The sequence below is a fragment of the Sphingobium herbicidovorans genome (assembly GCF_002080435.1).
Lineage (GTDB): Bacteria > Pseudomonadota > Alphaproteobacteria > Sphingomonadales > Sphingomonadaceae > Sphingobium > Sphingobium herbicidovorans.
Genome location: NZ_CP020538.1, coordinates 1,053,882 through 1,072,179, shown reverse-complemented (window position 1 = coordinate 1,072,179; position 18,298 = coordinate 1,053,882). Strand labels below are relative to the sequence as shown.

Sequence of the window (18,298 nt, the reverse complement as noted above, 5' to 3'; positions counted from 1 at the left end):
TGCTCACATCTGCGGCTCAAGGCGCGAGAAGAATGGCCGGCTTCCCCATTCCCGTATCCATATTGGATGATGATGCCGGGGCGAGGCGGTCGATGCAGCTGCTGTTGCAGGGGCGGGGATTCCAGGTGCGTTCCTTTGCAAGTCCCGAAGCGCTGATCGCCGATGCCAAGACGAACAATCCCGCCTGTTTGGTGACGGATTACCGGATGGCGGAATGCGACGGACTGGAAGTGTTGCACCGGTTGCGCGCGGCGGGATGGACCGGCCGGGCGATCCTGGTCACCGCTTTTTATTCGCCCGAACTGTTGCAAAGGGCGATGGCGCACGGTTTCGATGCGGTTCTGGACAAGCCGTGCAAGGATTCCGCCTTGATGCACGCCGTCATGGGCGCGACGATGCGCGACGCCGGCGGGGAACAGGCTTCGCCATGACGAACGCGGTGAAAAGACAGGGAGCCGGTCGGCCTTTCGCCGCGATGGACCTGTTGTCGCCGCGTGAGCGCGAAGTATTGGCCGCAGTGGCAAAGGGCCTAACCAACCGCCAGACAGGTGAGCTGCTGGGCATCAGCCACAGGACGGTGGAGGTCCATCGCGCCCGGTTGATGCGGAAGCTGGATGTGCAGTCAGTGGCCCAGCTCGTCGCCCTTTATGTTCTTCACGGCCAGTCGCAAGCCGGTCATGGCGACAGGCCGCCATGTTGAGGCCACCTCTCACCTGAAAGGAGCAGCGCGATGAAGCTGCAATCGATGCTGTTCCAGGATCGGCGCGACGCCGGCGAGCGTCTGGCGAAAGTGCTGTCGCATCTTGCCGCGAGTCATCCTTTGGTGCTGGCGCTGCCGCGGGGCGGCGTGCCGGTCGCTTTCGAGGTGGCGAAGGCGCTCAAGGCGGACCTCGACCTGCTGTTCGTGCGCAAGCTGGGCGCGCCGGGATATGAGGAACTGGGCATCGGCGCTGTGGTCGACGGGGCCGATCCGCAGCTTGTGCTCAACGAGGATGTCGTGCGCCAATTGGGGCCGACGCCCGAATATATCCGGGCCGAAATGCGCCGCCAGCTGGCCGAGATCGACCGGCGGCGGCGGGCCTATCTGGGCGACCGGGAGCCGATTGCGGTGGCAGGGCGAACGGTGATCATCGTTGATGACGGGATCGCCACGGGCGGCACGGTGAAGGCGGCGCTGAAAGGCCTCAGCAAGGCGCATCCCGCGCGGCTGATCCTGGCGGTGCCGGTCGCTCCGGCCAATGTGATCGCGGGGCTGCGGGAGGATTGCGACGAGGTCATATGCCTTTACGAGCCCTATCCCTTTTACGCGGTGGGGGCGCATTATGCCGCGTTCGACCAGACGAGTGACGCGGAAGTGGTGAGCCTGTTCAGCGAAGCGCGGACATTGCGGAGCCGGTAGCGCATGGCGCGCGCCGCATCAGGGGGTGGTGCGGCTGGTGACGACCGCCGATCCGTTGGGCTGGATCTGGATCAGGTGATAGGCCTTGTCCTCGCACTGGGCGCGCCAGATGACGGAGGGCGGCGGCGCGTCGGGCATGGGGTCGCTGCTCACGATAGTCTGGCACGGCAGGCCCGCGTCGCGGATGGCGCGGAAGAAGACGGCGTCGCGCGCCTGCCTGGGCAGCGCGGCGACCTCCGTGGCGTAGTTCATCGCCGATGTGTTGGTGGTGTCGGGGGCGGGAGCCTCCGCTTGCTGGGCGGGCTTGCATGCGACCGCCAGCAGCGCCGTTGTCAGTACAGCCAGTGTTCGCATCGCACCTCGTCCTTCCTTGTCCGTTTGGCGTCACCCCTTTTCCCATGGCGGTCGCGGGGGACCAATGGGGACATATACTTATACCGGCGGAGGGGAGGGGCGGATAGCTTCTTGCCCATGAAGAGGATCATCACCCTGACGATGAACCCGGCCATCGACGTCGCCTATGAGACGGACCGGGTTTTCCACACGCGCAAGATGCGGACGCAGCAGGAACATTATGATCCGGGCGGCGGCGGCATCAATGTCGCGCGGGTGATCGCCAGGTTGGGCGGGACGGCGCGGGCCTATTATCTGTCGGGCGGAGCGACGGGCTGCGCGCTCGACGGGTTGCTGGACAAGCATGCGCTGGTCCGTTTCCGTATCCCAATCGAAGGCGATACGCGCATCAGCACGTCGCTTTATGAGAAGGATACGGGCAAGGAATATCGCGTTGTGCCCCGAGGGCCGGAGGTGACGGCGGAGGAGTGGGAGGCCGCTCTCCATCATCTGGACGGACCGCAGGCGGAATATCTGGTCGCCAGCGGTTCCTTGCCGCCCGGCGTGCCGGAGGATTTCTATTGCCGGGTCTGCGAACTTGGACAGCGGCATGGGATGCGCATCGTGCTCGACAGTTCGGGCGAGGCGCTGGGCGCGGCGGTGAGGGGCGGCGGGCTGTATCTCATCAAGCCTAGCATCGGGGAATTGCGCAAGCTTACCGGCAAGGCGCTGGCCGACGAAAGCGAGATCGCGGCGGCGGCGCGGGAAATCGTGGACAGCGGCAAGGCAGAGCATGTCGCCGTGACGATGGGCCACGACGGCGCGCTGCTGGCGAGCCGGTCGGGAACATGGCGGCTGCCTGCGCTGCCGGTCGAGGCGAAGAGCGCGGTTGGCGCGGGCGACAGTTTCCTGGCGGCGATGGTGTTCGCCCTGGGGTGCGAGCAGGACATCATCGAAGCCTTCCGCCTGGGCGTTGCCGCGGGCGCGGCGGCGGTGCTGACGCCGGGCACCGACTTGTGCCACCGCGAGGACGTCGAGCGGATGCTGAAGCTGGCGCCCAAGTTGAGCGGTCCTCAACTTATCGAGAAGGAGCAGGCCCATGAAGGCTAGTGACATCATGACGCTGGGCGCGGCGACGACGACGCCGGATAGTTCGCTCGCGGATGCGATTCGCTGCATGGGCGACCATCGCATCAGCGCGTTGCCGGTGGTCGATGCGGACGGAAATCTGCGCGGCATCGTGTCCGAAGGCGACTTTTTCCGAAAGGATGGGCAGGGGTTCCGGCTTGAGGAACTCGCCCGGTCCGGCGTGGGCAGCGCGACGCGGGAACTGGAGGAACGGCGCGTGGCCGAGATCATGACGACCGCGCTCATCAGCGTCGATGGCGATGCCCCGATCGAGGAGGCCATCGGACTGATGGAGCGGCATGGGATGAAGCGATTGCCGGTCATGGCGAAGGGCAAGCTGGTGGGGCTGATCAGCCGGGCGGATATTTTGCGGGTATTGTTGGGGGAATAGGGGGTTTCGCGAAACCCGCTCGGCGCCGTGGCCCGCTGTTCCATTATATTGCTGATTTATCGATGTAATATCTGGATGCCCGATGAGGATTCGAACCTCAATTGACGGAGTCAGAGTGCGGCGACACCCTACGGTTTTCTAAGGGTTTCTGGAGCCATGTTGCATGCGTGTTGCATCTAAATCGAGAACCCTTGGCACGGTGGCTTGGCTCCTCAACGCAAATGGCGAAATAGTTTGCCGTGTACGTGGTGCACGCTATGCCGTCTGCGATGTTGGTGTTTATAGATGAAAGCGGGGATGCGGGCTTCCGCTTGGATCGTGGCTCTTCGAATGTTTTTGCCGTTGCGATGGTCATGTTTGATGATCATGAAATCGCGCGCCAAACGTCGGACGCCATCGATCAAGCGCGCGCTGCCTGGCCGGGATTGGCTGAGTTCAAATTCAGCAAGGCGAGCCGCGATGCAAGAGACGCTTTCTTCCAGGCCATCGCGCCTTTTAATTTCCGCGTCCGGGTGCTGGTGGTCCGTAAAGAGCAAATCTACTCAGGCCGCCTGCGGAGCGACAAGGACGCTTTCTATCAGTTTTTCGTGAAAACCATGATGAAGTTCGATAATGGGCGATTGCAGGCGGCACGGGTCATTATCGATGGTTCGGGTGAACGTGCCTTCCGGCGAGACCTTCAATCCCATCTGAGGAAGCACGCCGCGGCCGGTGCCATCAAGGACATAAGGCTGAAAGATTCTCGCGGGGATAGCTTGGTCCAACTCGCAGACATGTGCGTCGGTGCTGTGGCCCGATCGTACCGCACCGACCGGCCGGATCACGGCCGCTGGCGGAAAATGATCCGAAATAAGCTGGATGATGTCTGGGAATTTGAGTGAGGGTGCGCTCTTCCGGCCTATCCAACCGATTGGCTGGAACGCGCACCGTCCGGTGACAGTTCGGCGCGGAAGAGCGACTTTGCATGTATGCATATACGCGTGGCACGTTAAATTTCAACTGCGGGTTGAACCGGCCGAAATCCGGCCGCTGACTTGAGGCGCTTCAGTTCGCCGCCATCATATGAGGTAAAAGGCGAGATCGAGTCGATTCGGGAACATTATGGCGCGCACCTTTACCCGCGAGGAATTCTATCTGCTGGTTTGGTCCAAGCCGCTGACGCATCTCGCGAAGGAATTCGCGCTGTCAGATGTGGCGCTGCACAAGATTTGCAAGAAGCACGATATCCCTCATCCGCCGCTGGGCTGGTGGGCCAAGAAGGCAGCCGGGAAGGCTGTCACGCAGACGCCGCTGCCACCCCTCACAGATAAACTGCTGGCGCAAATCACGATTGCCGCAGGAGAACTGCGCGCTGAGCCAGAGTTGATTGCCGGTGCTCGCGAAAAGGCCCGCATTCTTGCCTCTGCCGCGATGAAAGATGACCCAGCGCCAGATCGGATTGTGGAGCGCACCATTGCTCAACTCATCCGCGCGAAACCGAACGAGATGACCAAACTCGCCAAGGTTGAGAAGTCCGGGCTGATCAAGCTCGAAGTAGCGCCGGAATCTGCTGAGCGCCTGGCGCTAGCCCTCAATCGAATCGCTGCCGTTTGCGTGCACATGGGGGTGCGGATCACCAGCACTGATGAGGCTGCAGCGTTCGAGTGCGACGGCGAGATTATCAGCTTCTCCGTGACCGAAGGTATGAGCCGTGAAAAGCACGTAATGACGGCAAAGGAGGAGGCCGATCTCGCTGCCTGGGAGAAAAAGCAGGCGAAAAGGTGGGCGAGCAAAGACCCTTGGGAGCGCGAAACGCTGGCGAGCTTCTCCCGCCCTCGATTTCCAGAATTCGATTACTTCCCAACCGGGCAGCTCTCCTTCGAACTTGAACAGCGATATGTTCGAAATGGCAGTCCCCGCCGCTCTTTTCGCGACGGAAAGACGCAGAGATTGGAGAATATGGCGGCTGACATCGCGGTTGGCATTTTGGTGCTGGCCGCGGCGATAAAGGACGATCGGCTGAGGCGTGAGGAGGCGGCGCGCCGCGAAGAGGAAGAGCGGCAACGGCGCGAAGCACTGCAGCGGGCTAAACACATCGAGAAACGTCGCAGTGAAGGCCTTGAGCAGTTGCTGGAGGAAGTAGGGTCGCTCGATCGACTGCGGCGGCTTGTAGCAGCTCTGAAAGGGGAACAAGGCCTGGCAAAGGTCGGACGCGTCGGCGAGTTCGTAGCATTCGCTGAGTCGCAGCTTGCCGCGCGAGAGGCGGCACTCGGATCAGAGGTTCTCGAAAGGCGGCTGACCGACGCGAAGCTCTTCGGCGACGATGATGACTTCGATTTTCGGCCTCGTGGCTTCTACTGACCAGCTCCTGCTGTGCCCGGCGCCGACGCCGTTGTTTCGTTCAACTCCCGCTCGATCGCCGCTGCTACGGCTGCATCCTGATCGGCTTGGTCGAACAGGTGGCCGTATGTGTCAAATGTCACCTGAATTGAGCTATGCCCCATCCAGCGCTGAACCTTCTTTGGGTTGACCCGCTGTTCGATCCAAAGCGATGCGGCCGCATGACGGAAGTCGTGCAAGGTATACCGCTGAGCGATGACCGGCCGTTGTTCCTTGTCCAGCTTGGGCTTGGCGTCGTCACCGAGGACGGGTTCTGCTAAGCCGGCTGCAAGTTGCACGGCGCCCATGACATTGATGTTCATGTACTGATGGCTCATCGCTTTCTTCGCCAGTGAAGGGAACACGAGCCCCGCTTCAGATGCGGGGCAGGCCAGCTTCCACACCTTCAGCGCCGCGATGGCAGAAGACGGCAGGGGAATGGTCCGGTAGCCTGCTTCTGACTTCGGTGGACCAATGACGTTCTTCAGATCGGCGCGCTGATCGACCGTCACCGTTGCAGCCTTCAGGTCGATGCACCGCCAAGGCAGGCCGCGCAGTTCGGACGCGCGCAAACCGGCGAAGATCAGAATGAGGGCGAGCGGGTGAGCCATTGGCTCGGCCGACGCCTTCGCCGTTTCGATCACGGCCTTCAGTTCGGCCTTCGTCGGGATAACAACCTTAGTCTTTTCACGCTTCGCCCGGCGCACCTTCACGCCTGCGACCACGTTCTGTGCGACATAGCCGCGGCTCTGCGCCTCGCTGATGATAGCGCTGAGGGAGCGCAGGACGCGCATCGCCATTGGGCGGGAAAGCTTCTCCATCAACTGGTCGCGCCAACCTTCCGCCATGGGGCGATTGATCTGGCTGAGCTTCTTATCGCCGCACATGGGTACGATGTGCAGGCGAACATGCTGGCCATATGCGGCAAGGGTGGACGCCTCCAGATTCTCTCGCTCGCCCCGCTTGATCCAGAGCTCGGCCGCTTTGGCGATGGTGATCGACTGGCTGTCAGGCGTGTGGGTGCCTTGCTGGACCTGATAGGCGGCGGTGGTGAGCCACGCTTCGGCATCCTTCTTGCGCGCGAACTGCTTGCTCCGCCGTTTGCCGGCAGCGTCGCGATAATCGACTTGCCAGGCGGTCTTCTCTTCGCCGGATGGGGTAGGCCAGGTGCGGCGGCGGATGGAGGTCATGGCGCGGCTTGCTTCAATTGATGCTCTGCCCATGTGATCAGATCCGCATAAAAGGATCCCGGCACCGAGCTACTCTGAGACAGCAACCATTCTTCGATCCGACGCAGGAGCGATGAAATGCTGATAAACGCTGCCCGTGATGCTCCTTCGCTGAACCAACTGGCAAACGCCTCTTGAGCGCTATCGAATTTCCCAAAATCGAGGGTTGCTAGCGCGGTGTCTATCCCATCGCCAAAGGCCTCCATGAGATCACTCAGAGCAGCTGGATCGAAGAAGATCATTATCGGCTTGAAAGGTTCAGCTGCGCTCGAAAGGTCGCGAGCAGCTACTTCGCCAGATTTAACGATCAACCAATGTTCGTCTTGGATGATCTTCACTGTACGATCAGGATTGATCCCCATCTGCGTGAATTCCAGCGCTAGGCCTAGCAAGAAGATTTGCCCAGGACCGTAAACCGCCGCTCGCCCGGTCCCTGTGTTGACACCAGGTGGAAAGCCCAGCCTCTGCAAGTGCTTGAGCCGTGCCTTGAATGCCACGCGCTTCTCTGGGCGTATCCTGTGAAGGCTAGCGTAGAGGGCTTCAATCTGTCCGTAATTCATTTAGCCGATCCGAAGACGAAGTTTGCAACTTTCTCTTGCACGGAGTGCAAGGGAAGTCTAGGAAGACGAGAACAACAATTCGTCTTTTAAGGTATTGGAGGTTAAGAAATGTTAAAGGACGAGCTCCTTCGAGGCGCGAAGGGTGCAGCTGAGTACAGCGGCCTCACCGAACGCCAAATCTACCACATGACCGATCAAGGGCTGCTGCCTTACACGAAAGTAGGAAGCGCATTGTATTTCAGGAAGTCGGATATCGATGCGACCTTCAGGCCAAAATCGAACGCCGCCTAGATCGCGGCTTGAGCGCTGACGAGGCGCGGGAACGCCCCGTCAGCTTGATCATGAGGAACCAACCAAATGAACAACGCCCTATTACCGGGTGCGACGCCCTGCGTCACGCCAAATCTCGCCCGCTTCCTCGCTCGCCTTGATCGGCCAGCACTGGAAGCTGTCGCCCAAGCGGCCATTGATCGTCTCGACGAGGTCGACGGTGATACGGACCGGGAGCCCGACGATTTCGACATGTGCCCGGCCGGGGATGATGGCGGCACCGGAATGGTGTGGGTCAACCCAGGTGACGGACAGGTCGGCGACCCGATCGATGCAGAGGATGACGACGCTTCCCTCTTGGTGGACCAGTCGCGGCCCTTCATCGCCGGTCAGCGACGCCGTGGAACACTGCACCTCCGCTTGGGAGGCGTAGCATGATCGGAGGATCAGCAATGCCCATCGCTGCGGAGTGGGCTCAGCGGTATGCCGCCTTTTCCATCAAACGTATCCTGCGCGATGCTGATGCCGCGTTTGGTGACTTAGCGCAGGCCGACGAGGTGCGTACCGCGACACTTGCGGCCCTTGAGAATGAAGCTGGCTCGTCCATCGAAACCATATCGGGGCGAGCCGCGCAGGATGCCAACCGGGAATTCCGGCATGCGGAGGACCGGTACTGGACCTGCTTTTCCGAACCCGTCCAATCGGCGGCTCGGCTGGTCGTTCTTACTCCGGCTCCTGACGTCGAGGCGCTGAAGATCAAACTTCAACTCATTCGCGAGTTCGAGTTGGACTTGGACAAAGACATGCCGCGCGCACCGATGGAAATCCTCGTGGAAGATGGCGAGCGGCTGGGGGGCGAAAATATGGAAGCGGCTGCCGACGACCCTCGGCACCTGGTTGCCATTGATCAAGCGGCCGCCCACGTTCTCCATGCCGAGCGCCTCGCTGAAACTGTGGCCGAGTTAATTGATCCAACAAGGCAGCGCCCGCCTGGGCAGAAGCCGGACTTCGAACGAGCCATGGTGCTGATCAACCTGCAGCAGGATGAACTCGGCCGCGCGATGCAAGCAATCGGAGAGCGCCCATGAACGGCAAGATCGAAGGCGTCATCGTGCCCGGTAAATTCCCTCTGCCAGAATTCGGGGGCCAGCTCGCCCTGCTTGTCGACGCGTGGGTGAGGGAATGGCGCGCCTGCATTGGCAACGTCGAACTGACGGCAGGAGGGGTATCGCTTGGCCAAGCGCTCTACTTCCGCGCAGACACTTGGGAGCAACTGGCCGCGGACGACGCCTACCAGCCCCATCTGCGAATTCAGAACCATGGTGAGCTGATGGGGGCGCGGAAGATGCTCCAGCGGCTTCTTGCGGGCAATCCCGGTGCCGTCGCCGCGATAGCTCATCATCTTTTTGCCGAGGGGGGAGGAGCAAATGGCTAAGCCTCGCTTGGCGGTCGCGCCCTGTGGTTTGGAGGGCGTGGTCGCTATCCGCGGGCGGCGGCGGGTTCCAGTCGCCGCAGTTGTTCAATCGCTGTCGCAGTACTTAGGTGAGACGGGTGCGCGGCTTTACGTGCTCCGGGAATTCATATCGGGCGCGATCTTGGCTACTGCCGCAACGCTGTACCTGGAGCACATCTTTCTCGGCCCCAATCCAGCTGCGATCCTTGCCGACGAGCCCGTGCCTCTCGCCTTCTGGCGGTACGACTGGAGTCACGAAGGCGAGAAAACCGAAAGCAAGTTGCAGGGGCGAAACCCTCATCCTGAACGAACCAGCATCACTGCTGACTGGGCAGCTTCATCGTTCGCCATCGTGATGACCTGGGGAACGCCAGAGCGTGGCCTACGGATGTGCAAACGGGCATCTGGAGTGTCAATCGCAAAGTCTGACTATGACCGTCTCCTGGAACAGTTTCACTGCAGCCAAAACACCGATCGTTCACCAGTGAGCCAGGCTGATGTTGTCCGATGGTGCGCTGATTGGCTGACAAGTGGTCGTGGACGAAACAGCGCGTCTGCATATGCTCAGTTCGCGGCCGATCCACGCTTCGATGACGTGGCCAGGGAGGCCTTCAGAGCAGCGTGGGCTGAAGCGAAGATCGCCCAAAATGGCTGATTTCTGCCGATTGCAATGGTTTGGCCGCCGCCAAGCGCAAAACGGCCCAAAAACGACGATCTTTCTATATTTATCAATAGCTTGCTCGTCTTGGCCGAGATTGGCCGCGTGGCGACTGGACGGCCAAATCTGAGAGTCCATCCTATCGCTTCAAGCACTGGGAAGAGCACAATGAGCCATTCGAATTCAGATCGTATGATCGAAATCGTCCTTGAGCCGTTCGGTGCCGGCTTCGACGTGCGGGTTCTTCCACCCGTATCGGGCGAAAACCTGGACGCGGAATTCAAGGATTACCGCAAGGCTCGCAGGTGGGCGACTGGCCTCCGCATCAACCATGGATGGCGCATCCGCGATAGGACGGGCTTGGCTGATGCGTGATCGCCAGATCGATCTAGGCGAGGAGATGATGCACGCCGCAGCGAGCGCGGGCAAGCATCTCGACCGGCTGATGGCTTGGGGTATCGCAAAGGAGACCATTGCCAGCCTTGGCGCCTATGCGCCGATCGGGCTGGCCAAAGTCGAGCGGCTTTCCAACCTCATGTATCAGCCGAACGACGACGGCGAGCCGCACCTGATCCTCCCTGTACATGAAGGCGGCGACATCATCGATATGGTCGCGTTTGACCCGCGATGGCCGGACCGCTGGCTACGTCGCACAGGCAACGCCGTGCTGCTGAACGCGGACGATATCGCCGCGCCACGATGGGATGCAGGCACAGTGGAAGTCTGGGCAACTCCGCTCGACTGGCTCAGAGCCGGGGGAGAGGGTGTGGTGATTCTCGATTATGATAATCGTGAAGTCGTAGAGCAGCTCAAGCTCTGCGAGACGATCGTCACCGATCGCGTAACTGCGCGGTTGATCCGCCTCGAGTTCAGCCGACCGCAGCCGGTGCCGAACATAGTCAACCGGGAGCGCCGTCGCCATGTCGCTTGATCGCGCCAGCCGCTTGCAAAGCGTTGAGCCATCGGGAGGTGGGCCGAAGCTCTTCCCCTTGGCCGATCTCAACCAATGGAGCCTACGCCAGGCAGAGGCCAAGCGGTTCGTGATGAAAGGCTTTGTGCCTGACCGCGAGATGACGCTGATCACCGGTGCGGGCGGCGCCAACAAATCGACGTTCGGCCAACAGCTGGCAACATGTTGCGCGGCCGCTGTCCCCATGCTCGGGATCGACGTCGAGCCAGTATCCTCCCTTTACCTGACATGCGAAGATGACGACGACCGGTTACATTGGATGGCCCAGCATATCTGCAACACCTTGGGTTTGAAAATGGCGGATTTGGTTGGGCGGCTCCATCTGTCCAGCCTTCGCGGTCAGCTCGGGAATGAGTTGGCGAGCTTCGATATGGAAGGAAAGCTCAAACCGTCGCCATCGTTCGCATCGCTTCGGGCCACTATCATCTCCACCAACGCGCGGCTGGTCGTGCTCGACAATGCAGCGCATTTCTTCGCCGGTAACGAGAACGATCGCGGGCAGGTCACGGCATTCGTCAATCTGCTTTACTCGCTGTGCCGGGAACTGGACGCGACCATCCTGCTCATCGCCCATTCCAATAAGGCGGGCGACAGTTATTCCGGATCCACTGCATGGCTGAATGCCGTGCGTTCCCAAATCGTGCTGCAACGGCCCGAAGATAGCATCGACCCGGACGAACGCCTGCTGACACTTGGCAAGGCCAATTACGCCCGACAGGGAGCTGAACTGCGGTTCCGCTGGCACGAATTCTCGCTTGTTCTCGATGAGGATCTATCCGACGACAAGCGAGCCGAACTTGCCACCACAGCGGCAGCGTCCAATGATAATGGTATATTCATGGCGTGCCTGGACGCCCGCGCAAGGGATGGTCTGGTAGTTTCTCCCAATGTTTCCCCGAATTATGCGCCCTCCCAGTTTGAAGCCATGCCAGCAGCCAAGGGCATCGGCAGAGATCGCCTGCGCAAAGCGATGGAGCGGCTGCTGGCTGTTGGTGAGATCGAAATTTATGACCATGAAAATCGAGGCAAGGGGCGGTCGGTAAAAGCAATTCGGCGGTCTTCCCGCATCACCCCGGACGGGTCCCCGGACGTGTCCCGGACGGGTTCCCGAACGTTCCCCGAACCATTCCCGCACGGCTCCCGGACGACCCCGCACACACACTCCCCCCTAAAGGGGGGAATGGGCGCGGCCCTCGAGGCCTCCGCGCCCTCCCTTTTAGATCAGGACCACCCGGATGCTCCCGACACCAATCCAAGCTGGGACGAGCCCAGCCATCGACCAGCCTGAGGGAACTGCCATGACTCAAACCCAACTCAATCACGATCGCCTTATGACAAAGCTGCGCGCAGCCGTCGGCGAGGTTGTCGATATCGACGCTGGTGGCGACCAGGCGATCGAAATCGCGGCCACGGCGCTCGTCGATATGACCGGCATCATCTTGGCCCGCTTGCCAGCCGCTGCTGAGCCCGATGGCGCGGCGGTCATTGGCCTCGCCATGAGCAATCGTCTGGCGCGGCGCATGGCGCTGGAGGCTCATCTGCGAGGGCAGATGATGGGGCTGCCCGGTGCCACAAGCATTGCCCCGGGTGAACCAACACCCGCCGACAAAATCACCAAACGGCCCGATCGTACCACGCGGGGCTCGAAGCCGAACTGACTGTGGCGCCACAACCACTTTGGAGATCCCAATGAATATGACCGATCAGATTTTCGAGGACAGGCGCGCGAAGCAACTGGCCGCTCTACCAACCACATCGCGCTTCGCCTCGCTGATGCAGCCCACCGGCGGCACGCGGGCGGCGACAGAAGCACCGGTCGCGCCTGTGGCAACCCAGCCGAAGGCCAACCGCCCGGCAGCCTGCGCTCCAGCGGCGGCCAAGCCCAACCCCGCCTCGATAGCTTCTGAGCGGACCCGCATCGTCACCATCATGGGTTCGGATGAGTATGTCGGTAGGGAGGCAGTTGGCGATAAGCTGATGCTCAGCAGCATGAGCGCGGAGGAGATAATTGCGACGTTGGCAGTCACGCCACGAGCCGGATCCCACGCCGGTCGCGACGGGCGCCAGTCGACTGCTCCGACGTCCGTGACCCATCCCGATCAGGCCGCACGGCAGGCTGCGGCTGCGGCGAAGTGGGACCGCGCGATGAGCGAACGGCAGGGACAGCCGGGCCTGAACGTCCAGCGCAATGGAGCTGAGCGGCAGGCGTCGGCTTCAGTCTGGGCCAAAGCCCGGGCAGCGAACGAACAGCTTTCGCTATCCCAGCGTCATCAGGCTGCAGTCGATCGCCTCGACCGGGTGTGGGAGGGCGTTGACGCTGACCGGTCCGCTTCAAAGCCGTCAAGTGTCCAGGTGTGGGCGAAGGCCCGTGCTGCCAGCCGGGGCGGGGAGCGGGAGAGCGCCGCGGACAAGGCTGGCAGAGCATGGGCTAGGGTTGATGCCGATCGCGCATTGTCGCACGGAGGAGTAGCATGATGACTGGTCAGAATCCGCTGGCCGCCGTCGCAGCCAGAAGCGGTGTAGGAACAGGACGATCTTCCCGGTTGATGGCCCACCGGCTGTCAGTCTGCGGTGATGCTGCCGAGGCCAAGCGGTATGGGGCAGGTTTTGAGGAGGCGTGGCTGGCTCTGCATGGCGGAGCTGCTCCCGCCAAGGGGCAGGTGGCTACTCTGCCTCAAGCTACGAGAGCGCTTGCACCAACCGTGGCCGATTGCGCCCCCATCGCGCAACCGGTCAAAGCGCAGCCAGCGCCAGCAGCAGCCAGCCCCGCACCGCCGCCAAAGCCAATGCCAGTCCCGGCGGAGATAGCCGCTCTCGGCAGTGCACCGACTGACGCATATCGCTCCAGTTTTCGGGCGGCCAACAACAGGGCGCTTCGCCTTTTGGCTCATCCGACCGCACGCCATCGGAATTTAGCCGTGATGGACCTTGTAACCCAGGGGTTGGACGATGATGCGATCTTCGCCCGCCTCCCGGAACAACTGACTGACCAGCAGCACCGATCAAGGGCGGCGGCGGATGCAGCCTGGTCGAAAGCCTATGGCCTTGGAGCACCAAAACCGCCGCAGGGCCACGGCTCGTTTAGGACTTCTACGACTGACGCGCGAGCGAAGGTCGATGGTGTGTGGGATCGTGCCTATCGCGCTGCAAATGCCGAAGGTGGACCCAGACAGGCGCAGGCGGGAGGCAATGCCCGAGCGGCTGCTGATGCGGTTTGGGACCGAGTAAATGCAAAGCGGGATGCCCTCGTGGCGCATCTTGATCATGAAGGGGGGAAGTAATGGGCATCTTCGAAAAAGCTTCGTTTGGAGAGGCGACCATGCCGAGCCCGGTGGATCAAGCGCGAGAAGCGCTGGAGGCCATCGATTTTGGCAAGCACATCGATCGGCGGGACAGTCTAAAACTGGGGATCGCATCCAAAGAGGCTGCTCTCAATCGCGCGAATGCCAGGCTCGACGAACTGCGCACGCTGATCCGTGAGCAGCGTGAGCCCGACGGGGAGGCTGTAGCCCACGCTTTGTTGAGCGATGGTGCTCTGCCTCCTGCCACCGATGAGCTCGAGCGAGAAAAGGAACAGATTCTAGCAGGCACAAAGGTGCTGGTTCGGCAGATCAACGATGGATATATTCCGCTGCGTGGGCCTTGGGACGACCTGAAGAAGGAAATTGAAGAAGCCCTCGAGCCGGTGATTGATGATCTTGCGGGTAGGGCACAGGGTCTACTTGAAGAGCTGGAAGCACTTTATGCGGCGTCGGCGGCCCTTCGCCGACTCGTTTCGTCTGGCAAGGTCGATCAGATCTGGAGATTGAGCGGCACTCTCTTGTCCGAAGGTCACGAACTTCCTCGTACCTTCGCATTAAAGGGAGAGATTCCTGTCGAGCCTGCTTTGCTGACCCTCAATCAGGTGCCTGGGCTTGAAGATACAAAGCTCCGGCTTGCGCAATCAGTTAGACGGCCCACGACCGTTGACATGCGCCGATACTGATCAACTTTCGCTAGGCTGCGAGCTTTCGGCGGCTGCGGCGTAGCGTAACTGGTTCTCGCGCGGAGCGGTGTCCGCGCGGGAGCCGATAACGACTGATGGGGTGTTCATCCTTCTGCCCATCGAACCTAGGGCCCGGCGCTGGCGCCATGACAACGCGCGCCGGGCTCCCTTTTAGTCGTTCTTCACATCCGGCCATCTGTCCCCACCGCTGCATTCTCCGTGTTCACCTGATCGGCGCCTGTCCTGTCGGTATCGAAGAAGCCAAATCCGACAACTGCGATGAAGCCCAAAATCACGAGCAGCAGGCTCACTACCAAAACGTTGCGATTGAGTTTGGATCGCGAGCCCGCGCGCGCTTCAACCTTGTTCAGGTGCGGGGCTCCATCTTGTCGATCGTTGTACATGTCGTCCTCCTATCCGGGCAAGAATCGTCCATCGTGGGCAGTATGTTCCGAGGCCCGCCGCTGCCGGTCGCTGAAGGCAGGAGCAACAGTGCAGCACCGGTGAATGGCATCAGAAGTTTGCCCGCGCTCGGGCAAGGGCCGTATTCCCGGCCGTCGGGCTGCTCTGGAATGCCCGGACGAGGTTCTGGTTCAGCACATCGAGTTTGATACCCCAGCCGTTGAACCCTTCGCTCAGCGCCTTCGCCAAGACGGCTGTCTGTTGCTCTGTGGCTGACACAATCGGGGTGACCGACGCCTGGCTTTCCGAAAAGATGCTGTCGCGCGCAGCGGCAATTGACGCGACATTGGTTTCAGAATCGATCCGCGTCTTGGTCAGCGCCGTGACCTGGTCGAGCAGGTTGAAATAATCCTCGCTCGACCCGTAGATCTGGCGCTGGAGGTCCAGCAGCGTGCGGGCGGCGTCCGAATAATCATCGTAGGCGGACGTGTCCCCCGCCGCGACGCGCTGGGCCAGCGGATTGTACGCTGCCTGCGCTTCCACCAGCCGCTCCCGCAAGGACCGCGCGTCGTTGCCCACGGTCAGTTCTTCGAACAGGGACTTCAGCGATGCGGTGATCCGCTCCCCAGCTTCCTTGACTGCCTCGGCGCGCTCGATGCCGTACAGTTCTTCCAACTGGGCATATTCCTCCGCCGACGCGCCCGCTTCGCCGAAGATCTTCTTCAGGCGCTCAAATTCCTTATCCAGCGTGTCCAGGGCCGCGCCAACAGGGTCGCGATATTCCTTCAGCCGCGTGAAGACGCCTTCGAAATCCAGAGCCTTTTGCAGCTGGGATTCGATGTCGTCGCTGTTCTGAAGCAGCTTCTGGGTCGAGGCGCGCAGGCCGAGAAGCGCGCCATCCTTCACGGCATCGGCGATGGCATATTTGATGGCGTCTTCCGCGCCGTTCTTGCCGAAATCCTTCAGCCCCTTGCCGGACTCGCTGGTGTCGCCCTTGAAGTTCAGTTTCCCGTTATAGCCGGTGGTGGAGACGCGCCATTTGCCCTTGTACTGGCCGATGCTGACCGCATAGTCGCCGATGTCCGCGCCCAGCTGTTCAGCGATCGCGCCCAGCCCGCTCTGGATCGACGTGCCCGCAAGGTTCGCATTGCTCCGGTACGCCGACTTGTTACCGCCGACGCTGATGTCTTCCTTGCTCTGGCCGGTAACCACCGCCGTGCCCCATTTGGGCGTCTTGAACAGGCCGCCAAGCGCGCCGCCGAGAAGACCACCGACGATCGACCCAAGCGGACCAGCAAAGTCACCCAAGCCCTTGGCAATGCTTTCGAGGCCCTTGCCCAGCACCTTCTCGCCGATCTTGTTGCCGATCGCGCCGCCAATGGAGCTTCCCAGCTGGTTGTTGGCAGCGCCGAGGATAAGGCCCGCACCCATCTGACCCACGCCAGCGCCTTGAAGCAGCTTCGTCATGTCCTTCTTGAATTCGCCATCGCCGCCGAAAATCTCGTCCAGTTTGGAGGTGACATCCTTCCAGCCCTGTTCACCCACCATGGGTGAGACGGCGCGCAGCATGCTGCCGAGCTTGCCATTCACACCGGCGAAATTACCGCCGTTGACGATCCCGCTCACCATTGCAGCGGCGTCACCTGCCAAGCCGCCCATCTGCTGCAGAGCGTCGAGCTGGCGTAGATAGAGGTCCAACATCTCCTGCGCACCTTGCGCGCGGGCATCTTCTAGCGCCTCGAGGTCTTTCGCCTGCTGGATCATCTGATCGCCAACGGTGACCTGATCCTCACCCCATTTCAGCTGGCGCTCCATCATCTCAGCCGCCAGCTTGCCGACGTTGCCTTGGGCTCCCATCCGCGCGCCCAGCAGGTCCTCATAGAGCCGCTTTTCGCCGTTGTCGTTGGACGCTCTGGCTTTCGTCGGCTTCGCGGGCTTCAGCAAGAGGCCGCGATCTCTAACTGATCCTGCTCCGTTGATCAGGCGTTCGGCCGCCTCGAAAGTTTTCACATTCGCCAACTCCACGCCCAAACTGGCGATGGATTTAGCAGCTGAGGCAAATGCTTCGTCTGTCAGGTCGCCAGCCTTGCGTAGGTTATCCAGACGTTGAATGGCTGTTTTGCTGTCAAGTTGGCCCGAGAGCACCTGCTGGGAAATCACGCCGCGCGCCCCGGCATCGCGGTAGGTGACCTTCAAGCCACCGCCGATCCCGCCAGAGAACTTGAAGTCTCCAGGCTCCTGCAACGCTTGCACCTCGCCTCGCAATGTGGTGGCGCGTGCCTGGGCTTGAATGGCAGCGACTTTTGTTTGGGCTATGGCTAGCGCGATCAGTTCCTTCCGCTGCGTGCTGATCTTTCCGGTAGCGATGTCCATGGCGGTGCCCATGATGCCTTGCGCATCGCCCACAGCATCACTGGAGAATTTGATCTTCTCCAGCGAGCTTGCAGCATCATCGGCTTCCGTCATGAGTGTTGATAGGGCCGTCCCGGCAATCGCCAATGCAGCCACCCAAGGGCTAGAGAGGAAGCGGCCGACAACGGCAGCCTTGCCGCCCATCTGAGAAAGCGAGAATGCCGCCTGGCTGCCCTGCTGCGTAAGGATCATGAGCGGGTTGATGCCCAATTGCATCTGGATGGCTGTGTCCTGCAGCTGCTGGCCCAGCATCATCTGAGCGTTGCGATGGGCACTGACCGACCGAGTAGCGCCGATGTTGCCCGCTGCCAGTGCATCGAAGGCGATGTTATTGCGTTGCGCCGCCTGAGCCATCCGCTCCAGCGCGGCGACATTGAGATGAGCGGCACGGGCGCCATTCTCTTCCTCGTCTGCCAGTTTCCGGGCTGCGGCGATCGAGACCTGCGTCGCCATGCTGTAGTCGGCCTCAGCGGCCGAGGCTGCTGCCATGGCGGCTGCCAGTTTCCGCGCGGACTGGGCGCGAAGGTCGGCCGCAGCAGCTGCAGCGCGCATGTCACCAAGGCCAAGATCGGCTTTGCCGCCACGCATTGCACCGTTTAGGACATTCTCGAGTTCACGGAATGACACCTCGGCTTGTTTGCGAGCCTGGTTGACGGATGTTTGCATAGCGCGCTCGAAGGCGGGCACCCCGTCAGAGGTTTCCTGATAGGTAGCCCGGATAAACGCAGGAAAGACGGCTTCTCCAGCCAT

General features: G+C 61.3%; 23 protein-coding genes. 18 read left to right on the top strand and 5 right to left on the bottom strand.

Annotation, left to right across the window (positions count from 1 at the left end; genetic code table 11):
* Positions 1–32 precede the first annotated feature (32 nt).
* From B6S01_RS05190 to B6S01_RS05180, 3 genes are read left to right on the top strand one after another with little or no spacing between them, the layout of a single operon-like run.
* A complete protein-coding gene (locus B6S01_RS05190; protein ID WP_051908250.1) occupies positions 33–431 on the top strand; it encodes a response regulator transcription factor in 399 nt (132 codons plus the stop codon).
* Positions 432–439: 8 nt separating this feature from the next.
* Entirely contained in the window at positions 440–700 is a 261-nt protein-coding gene (locus tag B6S01_RS05185) for a response regulator transcription factor (RefSeq protein ID WP_234810787.1), read from the top strand.
* Between the two features lie 30 nt (positions 701–730).
* Complete coding sequence (locus B6S01_RS05180) at positions 731–1,399, top strand: phosphoribosyltransferase (protein WP_037465935.1); 669 nt, start codon at positions 731–733, stop codon at positions 1,397–1,399.
* Between the two features lie 18 nt (positions 1,400–1,417).
* On the opposite strand, the gene B6S01_RS05175 is transcribed toward B6S01_RS05180, so the two are convergent.
* A complete protein-coding gene (locus B6S01_RS05175) occupies positions 1,418–1,753 on the bottom strand; it encodes a hypothetical protein (protein ID WP_051908251.1) in 336 nt (111 codons plus the stop codon).
* A gap of 117 nt (positions 1,754–1,870) precedes the next feature.
* Between B6S01_RS05175 and B6S01_RS05170 the strand changes: the two genes are divergently transcribed.
* The 4 genes from B6S01_RS05170 (at position 1,871) to B6S01_RS05155 (ending at position 5,591) form a co-directional block, all read left to right on the top strand.
* Positions 1,871–2,842, top strand: coding sequence for a 1-phosphofructokinase family hexose kinase (locus B6S01_RS05170; protein WP_037465937.1), 972 nt, complete (start codon positions 1,871–1,873; stop codon positions 2,840–2,842).
* Entirely contained in the window at positions 2,832–3,251 is a 420-nt protein-coding gene (locus tag B6S01_RS05165) for a CBS domain-containing protein (protein ID WP_037465940.1), read from the top strand. The genes B6S01_RS05170 and B6S01_RS05165 overlap by 11 nt, the downstream gene beginning before the upstream one ends.
* 269 nt (positions 3,252–3,520) lie before the next feature.
* Entirely contained in the window at positions 3,521–4,132 is a 612-nt protein-coding gene (locus B6S01_RS05160) for a DUF3800 domain-containing protein (protein WP_051908252.1), read from the top strand.
* Positions 4,133–4,352: 220 nt separating this feature from the next.
* Positions 4,353–5,591 (top strand): hypothetical protein, encoded by a 1,239-nt coding sequence (locus B6S01_RS05155; protein WP_037465943.1) that lies wholly within the window; start codon positions 4,353–4,355, stop codon positions 5,589–5,591.
* Here B6S01_RS05155 and B6S01_RS05150 read toward each other — a convergent pair.
* Both B6S01_RS05150 and B6S01_RS05145 read right to left on the bottom strand, forming a co-directional pair.
* Positions 5,585–6,799: a tyrosine-type recombinase/integrase gene (locus B6S01_RS05150; protein ID WP_051908253.1), complete on the bottom strand. Its 1,215-nt coding sequence runs from the start codon at positions 6,797–6,799 to the stop codon at positions 5,585–5,587. The two genes, B6S01_RS05155 and B6S01_RS05150, sit on opposite strands and share 7 nt — an antisense overlap.
* Entirely contained in the window at positions 6,796–7,398 is a 603-nt protein-coding gene (locus tag B6S01_RS05145) for a nucleoside/nucleotide kinase family protein (RefSeq protein WP_037465946.1), read from the bottom strand. The genes B6S01_RS05150 and B6S01_RS05145 overlap by 4 nt, the downstream gene beginning before the upstream one ends.
* A 108-nt stretch (positions 7,399–7,506) precedes the next feature.
* Here B6S01_RS05145 and B6S01_RS05140 point away from each other — a divergent pair, with 108 nt between their 5' ends.
* The 11 genes from B6S01_RS05140 (at position 7,507) to B6S01_RS05085 (ending at position 14,734) form a co-directional block, all read left to right on the top strand.
* Positions 7,507–7,689: a helix-turn-helix domain-containing protein gene (locus tag B6S01_RS05140; RefSeq protein WP_037465949.1), complete on the top strand. Its 183-nt coding sequence runs from the start codon at positions 7,507–7,509 to the stop codon at positions 7,687–7,689.
* A 66-nt stretch (positions 7,690–7,755) separates the two neighbouring features.
* On the top strand, positions 7,756–8,106 hold the full coding sequence (locus B6S01_RS20985) for a hypothetical protein (RefSeq protein WP_156479362.1): 351 nt from the start codon (positions 7,756–7,758) through the stop codon (positions 8,104–8,106).
* Positions 8,107–8,120: 14 nt separating this feature from the next.
* Positions 8,121–8,756: a hypothetical protein gene (locus B6S01_RS05130; RefSeq protein WP_037465955.1), complete on the top strand. Its 636-nt coding sequence runs from the start codon at positions 8,121–8,123 to the stop codon at positions 8,754–8,756.
* Positions 8,753–9,103, top strand: coding sequence for a hypothetical protein (locus B6S01_RS05125; protein WP_037465958.1), 351 nt, complete (start codon positions 8,753–8,755; stop codon positions 9,101–9,103). Before B6S01_RS05130 ends, B6S01_RS05125 begins: the two co-directional genes overlap by 4 nt.
* Before the next feature lie 7 nt (positions 9,104–9,110).
* Entirely contained in the window at positions 9,111–9,776 is a 666-nt protein-coding gene (locus B6S01_RS05120; RefSeq protein WP_156103361.1) for a hypothetical protein, read from the top strand.
* A 195-nt stretch (positions 9,777–9,971) separates the two neighbouring features.
* A complete protein-coding gene (locus tag B6S01_RS05115) occupies positions 9,972–10,154 on the top strand; it encodes a hypothetical protein (protein WP_231568003.1) in 183 nt (60 codons plus the stop codon).
* Positions 10,147–10,710 carry a hypothetical protein gene (locus B6S01_RS05110; RefSeq protein WP_037465966.1) on the top strand — a complete coding sequence of 188 codons (564 nt, stop codon included), beginning with the start codon at positions 10,147–10,149 and terminating at the stop codon, positions 10,708–10,710. The genes B6S01_RS05115 and B6S01_RS05110 overlap by 8 nt, the downstream gene beginning before the upstream one ends.
* The gene (locus tag B6S01_RS05105; RefSeq protein ID WP_081570291.1) at positions 10,700–12,037 is read left to right on the top strand and encodes an AAA family ATPase; all 1,338 of its coding nucleotides are present in this window, start codon (positions 10,700–10,702) and stop codon (positions 12,035–12,037) included. Before B6S01_RS05110 ends, B6S01_RS05105 begins: the two co-directional genes overlap by 11 nt.
* 10 nt (positions 12,038–12,047) lie before the next feature.
* Entirely contained in the window at positions 12,048–12,407 is a 360-nt protein-coding gene (locus B6S01_RS05100) for a hypothetical protein (protein WP_174525935.1), read from the top strand.
* A gap of 37 nt (positions 12,408–12,444) precedes the next feature.
* Entirely contained in the window at positions 12,445–13,224 is a 780-nt protein-coding gene (locus B6S01_RS05095) for a hypothetical protein (protein WP_156103362.1), read from the top strand.
* An 805-nt stretch (positions 13,225–14,029) separates the two neighbouring features.
* Positions 14,030–14,734 (top strand): hypothetical protein, encoded by a 705-nt coding sequence (locus B6S01_RS05085; RefSeq protein ID WP_037465974.1) that lies wholly within the window; start codon positions 14,030–14,032, stop codon positions 14,732–14,734.
* Between the two features lie 182 nt (positions 14,735–14,916).
* Here the strand turns inward: B6S01_RS05085 and B6S01_RS05080 are convergent, their stop codons facing one another.
* Positions 14,917–15,138 (bottom strand): hypothetical protein, encoded by a 222-nt coding sequence (locus B6S01_RS05080; protein ID WP_037465979.1) that lies wholly within the window; start codon positions 15,136–15,138, stop codon positions 14,917–14,919.
* Between the two features lie 109 nt (positions 15,139–15,247).
* Positions 15,248–18,298 (bottom strand): hypothetical protein, encoded by a 3,051-nt coding sequence (locus B6S01_RS05075; RefSeq protein WP_037465982.1) that lies wholly within the window; start codon positions 18,296–18,298, stop codon positions 15,248–15,250.